Source organism: Bradyrhizobium yuanmingense (genome assembly GCF_900094575.1).
Taxonomy (GTDB): Bacteria; Pseudomonadota; Alphaproteobacteria; order Rhizobiales; family Xanthobacteraceae; genus Bradyrhizobium; species Bradyrhizobium yuanmingense.
Map to the genome: position 1 here is coordinate 1 of NZ_FMAE01000045.1, position 11,659 is coordinate 11,659.

The 11,659-nt window shown below is 66.4% G+C and carries 2 protein-coding genes; both read right to left on the reverse strand.

The genetic code is table 11. The features are described from left to right. A partial coding sequence (locus GA0061099_RS37750; protein ID WP_083235182.1) for a non-ribosomal peptide synthetase occupies window positions 1–11,304 on the reverse strand: 11,304 nt, incomplete at its 3' end. After that, on the reverse strand, window positions 11,297–11,659 hold a 363-nt coding region (locus GA0061099_RS37755; protein ID WP_141697793.1), incomplete at its 5' end, for a phosphopantetheine-binding protein. The genes GA0061099_RS37755 and GA0061099_RS37750, both read right to left, overlap by 8 nt.

The window sequence follows — 11,659 nt, forward strand, 5'->3', positions numbered from 1 at the left end:
CACGATCGCCTTGAGCTTGGCAGGATCATGCGCGGCCGCGCGATCCGCCAGCACGACGCAGGCGCCAATCGTCAGCGGCAGCCAGAGCTCAAGCACTGCGATGTCAAAGGACAGCGAGGTCAGGCCAAGCACCCGGTCGGCGGCCGTCATGCCGGGCTGCTCCGCCATGGTCGCGAGGAAGTTCGTCACCGCGTCATGACGGACCATCACGCCCTTGGGCAGGCCGGTCGAGCCCGAGGTGTAGATCACATAGGCGAGGCTCTCACCGTGAACGGCGACATCGAGATTGGCGGCATCGCTGCCCTCGCCGTCCTGTCCATCAACGAGCCAGGCCTCTGCGCCGGTCTCCGCCAGGATGGCTGCGAACTGATCGTGCAATCTCTCCTGCGTCAGCACCAGCGCCGCGCCGCTGTCGCCCAGCATGTGCGCCAGCCGCTCCGGCGGGTAATCCGGATCGAGCGGCAAATAGGCCCCGCCGGCCTTCAGCACCGCCAACAGCGCGACCAGCATCTCGACGCTGCGCTCGAGCGCCAGCCCGATCACGATCTCGGTCCCGACGCCGCGATCGCGCAAGCGCCGCGCCAGCCGGTTGGCGCGCGCATTCAGCGCGGCGTAACTCAGCTCCGCCTCGCCGAACACCAGCGCGATCGCCTCAGGTGACTTCCGGACCTGTGCCTCGAACTGCGCAATGATCCCCTCGCGCGGTTCATCCCGGAGCGTATCGTTCGCCCGTGCAAGCAGGACGTCATCCGTGGGATCGCGGGCCGCGATCATCCCTACCGGTCGATGGGCATCCATGCTCAGCGCCTCGATCAGCCGCACAAAGGTTCGCTGCAGCCGTGCGATCTGGGCCTCGTCGAAATATTTGCGCTGATAGTTGAAAACGAGGCGCAGGCGCTCATCGACGCCGATGCTGGCGAACAAGGGATAATTGCTGGTCTCGACAATCCAGGTCTCGCCGACCTGGATCTGCCGGTTCTGTCCGATCAGCGCGCGGTCGACCGGGTAGTTCTCGAACACCAGGATGCTGTCGAACAACGGCCGTCCGGGACGCCCTGCCAGCCGTTGGATCTCATAGAGCGGCGTAGCGCCGAATTCGCGCAGGGCCAGATTGCGATCCTGCAATTCGCGCAGCCATGCACCGACGGCCTGCTGCGGGCTGACGCCGTCGATCACGGGCAACGTGTTGATGAACAGGCCGACCATCTCTTCGGCGCCGGCGAGCTCGGGCGGCCTGCCCGACACGGTGACACCGAAGCAAACCGTGCCCTGCCCGGTATGCTGCCGCAGCAACTGCGCCCATGCCGCCTGCACCAGCGTGTTCATCGTGATGCGCTCGCGCGCCGCGAATTCCTGCAACCGTCCGGTCATGGCAGGATCCAGCTCCAGCGCAAGCATGCCATGGCCGGACGTTTCCACGTCCCCCCCTTCGGCCAGGCTGCCTGCGAGGAAGCTCGGCTCGACCAGCCCAGCCGTCGCATTGCGCCAGAACGCCGCCGATGCGTCGCTGTCGCGGCTCTTCAGCCACGCGATGTAGTCGCGATAGCGGTGCCGTAAGGGCGGCAGGCGCCCCTCGCCGTTATGTTGCATCACTTCGGCGATGAACCGCGCCGAGCTCCACCCATCGAGCAGAATGTGATGATGCGTCCAGATCAGCCAATGCCTGTCGTTGCCGAGCCGGATCAACCGAACGCGCTGCAAGGGCGGCCGCGACAGGTCAAAGCCGGCGGCCTGCTCCTGCCGCGAAACGTCGGCCAGCGCCGCATCCAGTTGCGCCTGGTCCCAGGTCGCACTCCGTGCTCGCCAGTCATCCTCGATAAAGGGCACTTCGGCCCGTCGATAGACGACCTGTTGCGGCGCGCCGGACAGGTCACGCCAAATAAATCCCGTCCGCAGCACCGCGTGACGATCGCTGGCTGCCTGCCAGGCGCGGCGCAGCTTTCCGGCGTCCAGCCCACGGATCTCCGCCGCGACCTGGTTGACGTAGAGCCCGCTCTCGCCGTCATGCATCGCATGGAACAACATGCCTTGCTGCATCGGCGACAATGGATAGATGTCCTCGATCTCGCGCCAATCAAGCGCAAGCCTGTCGAGTTCGGTCTGACCCAGCCCCGACAACGCCACGTCCGATGGTGTCAGACCGCAAGCGCCGCCGGTGCAGTGATCGACCAGCTCGCGCAACGCAGCCTCGTACAACGCAGCCAACCGCTCGACCGTCTCGCGCCGATAGCGCTTGCGGCCGAACCCGAACGATAGAAACAACCGACCATCGCGCACCGTGCCGTTCACGGTCAGCCAGCGTCGCAGCGGGCTCGATGCATCCCGCGATCGGCCCGCGCTTTCCGCTGCCATCTTGAACAGCGCCGCCTCATCGCCTCCGTCGATCTGGCCGAGATAGTTGAACGCAATCTTCGGCTCGCCGGCATGCGATAGCGCCAAACGTTGTTCTTCGGAGCCAAGATAGCGCAATACGCCGTAGCCCAGTCCGCGGCCGGGAACGCCGCGAAGCTCCTCCTTCACGGTCTTGATCAATGACGAAGGAACTTCCGAGCCACCGGCCAACCGCACGGGAAAGGCCGTCGTAAACCAGCCGACCGTGCGCGAGAGATCGAGATCGCCAGCGAGAGGCTCGCGGCCATGCCCCTCCAGCTCGACGAGAACGTCGTCCTGCCCACTCCACTGCCAGACGGCGCGTGCAAGGCCGGCAAGAAGGAGATCATTGATCTGCGTACGATAAGCCGACGGCGCATCCGTCAGCAGGCGCCGCGTCCATTCACTTTCGAATGACAGCAGGACCTCATCGGCATCGGCGATGCGATCGTTGCCCGCGTGGTCCTCGTCGCAGGGAACGTCCGCATTTGCACAGCGGCTGGTCCAGTAGGGTAACTCCGTCGCCAGTTCTGGCGAGGTCGCGTAAGCCCGCAAGCGCTGACCCCACAGCGCGTGAGCATGAGTCTTGGGCGGAAGCGCGGCCGCGGCGTCACCCTTCGCAAGCTGCCTGTAAGCGGACGCGACGTCCTCCAGCAGAATGCGCCATGACATCCCGTCGACCACGAGATGGTGGATCACGATCAGAAAACGCTGGCTGCCATCAGCGACATCGATGCCGACGGCCCGTAACAGCTCCCCGCCGGAGATCGACAGGCTTGCTTGCGCCGACGATGCCAGCGCCGTCACGGCATCGCGGCCGGCCGCCTGCCGGACCCAGAGCAGTTCCTCCGCGCCAACAGCAGCGCCGTGCTCGGCATACCAGCTTCCTTGCTTCTGCTCGAAGCGCAGGCGTAGCGCATCATGATGATCGACCACGGCGGCGAGCGCGCGCCGCATCACGTTCCAGTCGAGGCGCTCTCGCGGATGCAAGAGCACAGCCTGGTTCCAATGATCCCGATTCTCCATGTCCTCAGCAAAGAAGCGGGACTGAATCGGCAAGAGCGGATGCGGGCCGATGACCTGCCCCTGATCGGCGAGCGTCCCCGTGCGCTGCTCGGTCCGCGCCGCGCGCGCCAGAGCTTCGAGCGTCTGATGCTGGAATACGTCGCGGGGCTCGATCAGGTATCCGGCGCGCCGGGCGCGGCTCACCATCTGGAGCGAGATGATGGAATCGCCCCCGAGCTCGAAGAAATTGTCGGTGAGGCCGACGGCCGGCCGGCCGAGCAGCTCGGCCCAGATCGCCGCAAAGGCGATCTCCGCAGGCGTGCGTGGCGCCTGATGATCCGCATGGCCATGGGCCATGTCGGGCGCCGGCAGCGCCTGGCGATCAACCTTGCCGCTCGGCATCAAGGGCAGCCGCTCCAGCACGGCAATTCTCGGCGGCACCATGTAATCCGGCAGGACGGCCGACAGCGCTGTCCGCAGCGCAGCCTCTTCCAACTCCGCCGTGCCGCTGACGTAGCCAACGAGCTGCCGGCCGGCGCCGACCTCTCGCGCCACCACCACGGCGGAGCGAACGCCGGGCTGCTCGAGCAGCCGCGCCTCGATCTCGCCGAGCTCGATGCGGAAGCCGCGGATCTTGACCTGGTGATCCGCGCGTCCGACATAGTCGATCGCGCCATCAGCGCGCCAGCGCGCCAGGTCTCCCGACCGATAGAGCCGCTCGCCTTGCTCCCCGAAGGGATCGGGAATGAAGCGCTCCGCCGTCAGCTTCTCGCGCCGCCAATAGCCCCGCGCCAAACCGGCCCCGCCGATGAACAACTCGCCGGTCACGCCTGCCGGAACCATGTTCAGATCGGCGTCGAGGATGCGGATCGTCACGCCGGGAATGGGCTGGCCGATCGGCACGCGCGTCCCATCCTCGTCGCGACAGGTCCAATACGTGGCGTTGATGAGAGCCTCGGTCGGACCGTAGCGATTGTCGAACCGCACATGGGGGAACGCCGCACGCACACGCGTCATGAGATCGAGTGACAGCGCCTCGCCGCCAGCAAACAGGCGCCTCAGCGAGGTGCAGCGCGCCGCGCCGGGCTCGGCCACGAAATGCTCGAGCATCTGCGGCACGAAGTGCAGCGTCGTCACGTCATGGGCGATGACGGCGTCCACCAGGAGTCGCGGCTCGCGATGCGCGCCTGGAGCCGCGATCACGAGCCGCGCGCCGGTTGCGAGCGGCCACAATATCTCCCAAACCGAGACGTCGAAGCTGAACGGGGTCTTGTGCAGCAAGGTCTCGGCGGGATCGAGACCATACTCCGCCTGCATCCAGCCGAGCCGTGCCGCGAGTGCGCGATGCGAGCAGGCGACGCCCTTGGGTACGCCGGTCGAGCCGGACGTGTACATCACATAAGCCAGGCTGTCCGGATGAAGCGCCGCACCGGGATTGCCGGCATGGGCTTCGATCCGAGCTTCAGCCTCGCCGTCGATTGTCCAGGCCTCGACGTCCGCATCCGTGATCACAGACGCCAGATGCGGAAGCAGCCGCTCCTGGGTCAGCACCAGCGCCGTTCCGCTATCACGCAGCATGTGGAGCAGGCGATCGGACGGGTAGTCGGGATCGAGCGGCAGATAGGCGCCTCCGGCCTTCAGCACGGCCAGGACGCCGACGATCAGCTCGATGCTGCGCTCGAGCGCCAAGCCGACCAGCCGGTCGCGACTGATCCCGTGCTCCCGCAACCGCCATGCCAGGCGATTGGCACGCGCGTTCAGCTCGCCATAGCTGATCTGCCGTTCACCGAAGATCAACGCGATCGACGATGGCGAAGCCGCGGCCCGGGCTTCGATCTGCGCGACGATAGTGTCGCCAAGCTTCGGTGCCCGCTCGGCGCTGCCGCCCCAGCCGAGCAATCTCTGCTCCTCATCGGCATCGAGGCTGTCCAGCGCGCCCAGCGGCCGCGAGGCGTCCGCCACGATCCTGGCCAGCAGTTGCGACAGCGAGGCTTGCAGATATCTGATATGATCGTGGTCGAGGCGGCTGCGATCGTAGCGAAAGCCCAGATTGATGCCGTCGGGCTTGGCGAAGACCGCCACCGTCAGCGCATAGTTGGTGATCGAGACCTGCTCGACCCGGCCGAACCGGCGTCCGCTTTCGCTCTCGCCCCGCAGCGCCTGATCGATCGGATAGTTCTCGAACACGAGGATGTTGTCGAACAACGCGCGTCCGGAACGGCCGGCAAGACGCTGGATTTCGTACAGCGGCATCCAGCCGTGATCGCGCAGATCCGTGTTGCGCGCCTGGAGATCGCGCAGCCACGCTCCGATCTCGGTTTGCGGGCTTGCCTGATCGACGACGGGCAGCGTGTTGATGAACAGGCCGACCATCTCCTCGGCCCCTCTGATCTCCGCTGGCCGGCCCGAGACCGTCGCACCGAAACAGACCGCGCGCTGACCGGTGTGGCGGCGCAACAGCTGCGCCCAAGCGCCTTGCACCAGCGTGTTCAGCGTGACGCGCTCGCGCCGCGCAAAGGCTTGCAGGCTTGCCGTCAGGTCGGCCGTGAGCAGCAGGTCCGACGAGCCATGGCCGGAAGCACCGTTGGCCGCAGGTCCTCCCAGCGTGTCCGCTAGGAAGCTGGGCTCGTCCAATTCGGCCAAGGCCGATCGCCAGAACGACGCGGACGCGTCGCGGTCCTGCCTTTGCAGCCACGCGATGTAGTCGCGGTAGCGGCCCTTCACGGCCGATAGTCGCGCACCGCGTTCGTGCTGCAGGATCTCGGCCATCAGACGCGCGGCGCTCCAGCCGTCGAGCAGGATATGGTGATGGGTCCAGATCAGCCAGTGGCGTGCCTCGTCGAGCCGGATCAGCCGGACCCGCTGCAATGGCGCCTGAGACAGATCGAATGCCCTGGTACGTTCGGCTTGCGCAATACCCGCGAGCGCAACCCGCAGCTCCTCCTCTTCCATGGCGGCCGCCCGCGAGCGCCAGTCTTCTTCCTCGAATGGCAAAGGCGCAGAGCGATAGACCACCTGCTGCGCGGCCCCCGACAGCTCGCGCCACGCAAATCCGGTCCGCAACACGGCGTGGCGCGAACTGATCTCGTGCCAGGCTGCGCGCAGCCTGCCGGCCTCGAGACCACGGACCTCCAGGCCGATCTGGTTGACGTAATTGCCGCTCTCGCCATCGCGCAGGGCATGGAACAGCATGCCCTGCTGCATGGGCGACAGCGGATAGATGTCCTCGATCTCGCGGCAGTCGATCGTCGCGACCAGCGCGTCGAGATCAGCCTGCTTGAGGTTCGACAAGGCGAAGTCCGACGGCGTGATGCCGCGGGCGCCGCCCGTGCAATGCGCGACGAGTTCGCGCAAGGAAGCCGCGTAATGCTCGGCGAGACGTTCGATCGTTGCGCGCCGGTAACGCCTGCGGCCATAGCTGAACGACAGGCGCAGCTGTCCTTCCCCGACTTGACCGTTGATGCTGACCCAGCGGCCGAGTGGCGCGCTGTCGCTGCGCATCGGCCCGGAGCTCTCGGGCGCGAGGCGGAACGGGGCACTCTCTCCCATGCTGGAATCGAACTGGCCGAGATAGTTGAAGACGATGCGCGGCTCAGGGCGTGTCGCCAGGGCGCTCCGCTGCGCCTCGGGGCCGAGATGGCGCAGGATGCCGTACCCCAGCCCGCGGTTGGGAACGGCCCGAAGCTCCTCCTTGATGGATTTGATCAGAGAGGCATCGTCCTCGGAGCCACCCGACAGCCGCACCGGAAAAGCAGTGGTGAACCAGCCGATGGTGCGGGACACATCGGCGCCCGCAAAGACGTCTTCGCGGCCATGGCCCTCGAGCTCAACGACGACATCCTCAATCCCGCCCCAGCGTGACACCGCTCGCGCAAGTGCCGCCAGCAGGAGATCATTGACCTGGGTGCGGTAGGCGGCCGGGGCTTCCTTCAGCAGCCGCGTGGTCAATCCGGCGTCGAACGCCAGCAGGACTTCATCGCCGTCTGCAACCCGGTCGACCCCGCCATGATCGTCATCGCAGGGAAACGCCGCATGCGATCCTCGCTCCAGCCAATAATCGAGCTCGGCTGCCAGCTCGTCGGTTGCAGCATAGGCCTGCAATCGCGCGCCCCAGGATGCATAAGAGTCGCTCCTCGCCAGCGCGACTGAAGCCGCGCCCTGACGGAGCTGATCGTACGCCGTCGCAAAGTCTTCGAGCAGCACACGCCATGACACGCCGTCGATGACGAGATGATGCACCACCACCAGAAGCCGCTGGCTGCCGTCCGCGAGATCCATGCCGACCACACGCAACAGCGGCCCGGCCAGCGACAGGCTGGCCTGAGCTTGTGAGGCGACCTTCGTGACTGCGGCGGCATCCTGGAGGTCACCAAGAATCCACAGCAGCTCGGACGTTGGCGGTGTAGCGCCGTAGGTCGCGCGCCAACCGCCATCAATCTCCTCGAAACGCAGGCGCAGGGCCGCATGATGCGCGACAAGAGCGGCAAGCGTGAGCTCGACGAGCTTCCAGTCGAGCCGCGACTTCGGCATCAGCAGGACGGCCTGATTCCAGTGATGACGGTCCCCTGCATCCTCACTGAGGAACCGCAACTGGATCGGCAGCAGCAGGTGCTCGCGGCCGTCGAGATCGATCTCAGCGGCGACGATCTCCGCTTTGTCTTCACTCCGCGCCACGCGCGCCAGATCCTGCAAGGTCTGATGCCGGAAGACGTCACGCGGCTCGATCAGCAGGCCCGCCTGGCGCGCGCGACCGACCAGCTGCAGCGAGATGATGGAATCGCCGCCGAGCTCGAAGAAATTGTCGGTGGCGCCGATGGCGGGCTGGCCGAGCAGCTCGGCCCAGATCGCAGCGAGCACCGTCTCGGCTGCGGAGCGCGGCGCGACATGCGCGGTGGTTGCGGCCGGCATCTCAGGCGCCGGCAGGGCGTCGCGATCAACCTTGCCGTGCGCGGTGAGCGGCAGCCGGTCCAATCGCACGATGCGGGCCGGCACCATGTAGTCGGGCAGCTCATCCGAGAGCGCCGCACGCATCGCCGCTTCGTCGAACGGCCCATCGCCGGCGACATAGCCGACCAGCTGACGGCTGACGCTGGCTTCAAGGGCAACGACCACGGCCGACCGCACGCCGGCCTGCCGCATCAGCCATGCCTCGATCTCGCCGAGCTCGATCCGGAAGCCGCGGATCTTCACCTGATGATCGGTCCGGCCCACATATTCGATGACGCCATCGGCGCACCACCGCGCCAGATCGCCGGTGCGATACAGCCGCGCGCCCGGCGCGCCAAACGGATCAGGGACGAAGCGGTCGGCCGTCAGCTCGGCGCGCTGCCAGTAACCGCGCGCCAAGCCCTCGCCGCCGATGAACAGTTCACCGGTCACGCCGACCGGGACGATGTTGAAATCATTGTCCAGGATGTAGGCCGAGCGGCGGCCCACCGGGCGACCGATCGGGGCATAATTGCCGTCGATCTCCTCGCTCGCATCGACCTTCCAGACCAGCGGCGTGACCACGGTTTCGGTCGGCCCGTAGCCGTTGATCAATGCCCGCGGCTTGAGCGCGCGCTTGACCTTGTCGAAGCCGGCCTTTGGCATCGCCTCGCCGCCGAACGAGTACAATTCGACTGGCGGCGGATCGCCACGCCACATCGCGAAATCAGCGAGCTGTTGCAGGTAGGCGGGCGGGAATCCGGCATTGGTGACGCGCTGCCGGCGCAGAACCTCGATAGTCTGTTCGGCGGACCACAGGTCCGCATCCCGCATCACGAGCGCCGCGCCGCAGGTCAGTGCGGTCCAGAGCCGCTCATGGGCGCCATCGAAGGTGAAGGACAGGAAGTGCAGCTCGCGCGAGTGCCGATCCATGTCGTAGAGCCCGGCCGTCACCTCGCAGTGCATGGCGAACGGACCGTGTTCGACCGCGACGCCCTTGGGGATGCCGGTGGAGCCGGAGGTGTAGATCACATAGGCAAGGCTGGTTGGCACCACCGCGATCTCGGGATCGCTTTCGCTCTCCTTGGCGAGATCGATCGCACCGAGCGGAACGACCTCGACGCCAGCCGGCGGCGGCGTCAACGCCGACCCATCCGCGTCAATCAGCACGACGCGCGCACCGGCATCGCGGAGGGTGCCGATCTGGCGTCTCGCCGGATGTTCGGGATCGAGCGGCAGATAGGCTGCACCCGTCTTCAAGATGGCGAGCAGCGCCGCAACGAGGTGTGGCGAACGCCGTGCCGAGACGCCGACAAGGTCGTCGCGCCCGACACCGAGGCGGATCAGGTGGTGAGCAAGCCGGTTGGCGCGGCGGTTGAGCTCGGCATAGCTGATTTCACCGTCGCCGAAGACCAGCGCCGGCGCGTCGGGCGTTTCGGCGGCCAGCCGTGCAACCGTCCGATGCACCGGTGTGAACGATGAGCTTGCCGTTTCGTCGGCGCGATTCCATTGCCGCAACTGCCCCAGTTCCTGTTCGGACAGCAACGCCACATCGGCGATCCCTTGCGCGTCGTCGGCGACCATGGCCTTCAGGGTCGTGGTCCAATGCGCGGCAAGACGCTCGATCGTCGCCGCCTCGAACAGCGCCGCCGCATAGGTAAAGACGGCGCGGATTTCGCCTGACAGCCCCTCCTCGGTATCGAGCGCGAGGTCGAACTTGACGGCATCGACCTCCGTATCGATCGTCTCGATCTGGAGACCGGTCCGATCCGATGGACTAGCCGACGCCCGACGGCGCTGGTGATTGTAGAGGACCTGGAACAGTGGATTCTGACTCAGGCTGCGCGTGGGCCGAAGGATTTCGAGCAGACGTTCGAACGGCAGGTCCTGGTTTTCCTGTGCCTCGACAGTGGCCGCATGAACCGCCGCAATGAAGTCCGCGATCGCCGCGCGGCCGTCGATCTGCGTGCGAAGCACCTGGGTATTGACGAACAGACCGATCACGCCGCGCGCTTCGCCGCGATGCCTGTTGGCGACGGGCACGCCGATGTTGATGTCGGACTGGCCGGCGTAGCGATAGAGCAGCAGCTTGAAGCTCGCCAGCAGGACGGCGAACAGGGTCGTGCGATGCCGCCGCGCGAGCCCGCGCAAGCCATCGGCTAGCGCCGGGTCGAGCGGGATGCGATGTGCCGATCCCGCCAAATCCGGGACCGCCGGGCGCGGCCGGTCGATCGGCAGCTGGAGCACCGCCGGATCGGCGAGACGCCTGGTCCAGTAGCCGACCTGCCGTTCGCCATCGACCGCACTCATCCAGAGCCGCTGCCATTCGGCGTAGTCGGCATAGTCAATCTCCGGCTCCGGCAGCGCCGGTTCTTCACCGCAAGCGAATGCCGCGTACAGTTTCCAGAACTCGTCAACCAGCACGCCCATCGACCAGCCGTCGGCCACGATATGGTGCAGGCTGACGACGAGGAAGTGATCGCCCTCGTCCAGCGTCAGCAGCGTCGCGCGCATAAGCGGGCCGGCCTCGAGATCGAACGGCAGCGAAGCCTCCTGCCGCGCAAGCTCGCGCGCCTGCCGTTCGCGGTCGTCGCCATCGAGGGCCAGGTGCCGCAATGCGGCCGGCTGCGGAACCTGGATGACTTGTTCGGCCTGCTCCCCTTCCTGCCGAAAGACGGTGCGAAGCGCGCTGTGGCGGGCGACAAGCATATCGAACGCCTGTTGCAATGCGCGTGGTTGCAGCTGGCCGCGCACGCGCACCGTCGCTGATATGTTGTAGGCCGCGCTGGACGGATCCATCCGCCACAGGAACCAGAGGCGCGCTTGCGCAAAGGACAGCGGCGCCCGCTTTCGCCCCTGGCGCACGATCGGCAGCATGGCGAGGTTGACGCCCTTCGCCGCGAGCTGCGACACGAACGCGTGCTGCTTGCCGGAATCGAGACGCATCAAGCGCCGTGAAATGTCGCGCAGCTGCTGCTTTTGCGTGGTTGCCGTGTCACTCATGGGACAGTTCGACTTCCTTCAACAGGTCGAGCATCGCTACGATGTCGTCGCTTCGCTTGTCGATCTCGCTCTCCAGGCCCAGCGCAGCAGCCATGGTTTCAACGGTCGTCAATTCAAACAGACGATTGAGCGGCAGGTCGTGGCCGAGATCCCGCTTGATGCGGCTGACGAGCTGGACCGCGATCAAGGAATCGCCGCCGAGCTCGAAGAAATTGTCGGTGACACCGATATTGGGCTGGCGCAGCAGATCGGCCCAGATCGCGGCCAATGCAGCCTCCGCCGGCGTGCGCGGCGCGATGCGTTCTGACTCCGCGAGCTGATCCGGCGCCGGCAATGCCTTGCGGTCGATCTTGCC